General features: G+C 69.1%; 1 protein-coding gene. It reads left to right on the top strand.

All coding sequences use genetic code 11. From position 1 onward, the window contains the following. The first annotated feature begins 307 nt into the window (after nucleotides 1-307). Nucleotides 308-535: a hypothetical protein gene (locus I0C86_RS00010; protein ID WP_196199056.1), complete on the top strand. Its 228-nt coding sequence runs from the start codon at nucleotides 308-310 to the stop codon at nucleotides 533-535. Nucleotides 536-592 lie beyond the last annotated feature (57 nt).

Below are 592 nucleotides of genomic sequence, written 5' to 3'. Positions count from 1 at the left end.
GACGATCTCCCACTGGGCATCGGTCAGGTCCGAGTCATACGTTCGCGTCCGTCCCATACCCAGATCACCGAACGACCCGACCTCACCCGACGGACCCGCCGTCCGACACCACTCTCAAACACTCACTTAGGGGCCACCGACCCGAAGCGGTGCTCCTCCGATCAACCTAGCCGGACACCTCAGACAGCAGGAGGAGTTCCGCATCGCGCGGATCAGCTGATCTGGCAGAGCCAGCAGTCCAGCCTTGTCGTGGCAGTTGGAGGAAGTCCAGCGCGGAGGCGATGGCGCGCGCAGAGCGTCTGCGACGGTGCGTCCGGTCGCGACATCATGGTGCGCGCTCCCTGACCTGGTCGAGACCGCGATGCGGGTCGGCGACACCGCTCGGGCCCGACCGATCCCGCCAGGACTCACCGACTGGGCGACGTACATCAGGAGCCCGGTGCCCTCAGCCCTCCTGCTGCGTCGCCAGGCGCTCCTCGACGACGGCGGTCTCGCCTACCGCGAGCCGTCCCGGCCCGGCGCTGGTTACTGGTGACAGCGTCGGGGGCGCCCTCGTACCGGGCTGTCCCCTCACCGGTACGCGCCGCCGGCC

This window comes from Plantactinospora alkalitolerans (assembly GCF_015690345.1).
Taxonomy (GTDB): domain Bacteria; phylum Actinomycetota; class Actinomycetes; order Mycobacteriales; family Micromonosporaceae; genus Plantactinospora; species Plantactinospora alkalitolerans.
Note: the sequence above shows the minus strand (reverse complement) of the source record. Positions and strands in the feature narration are given on the sequence as shown.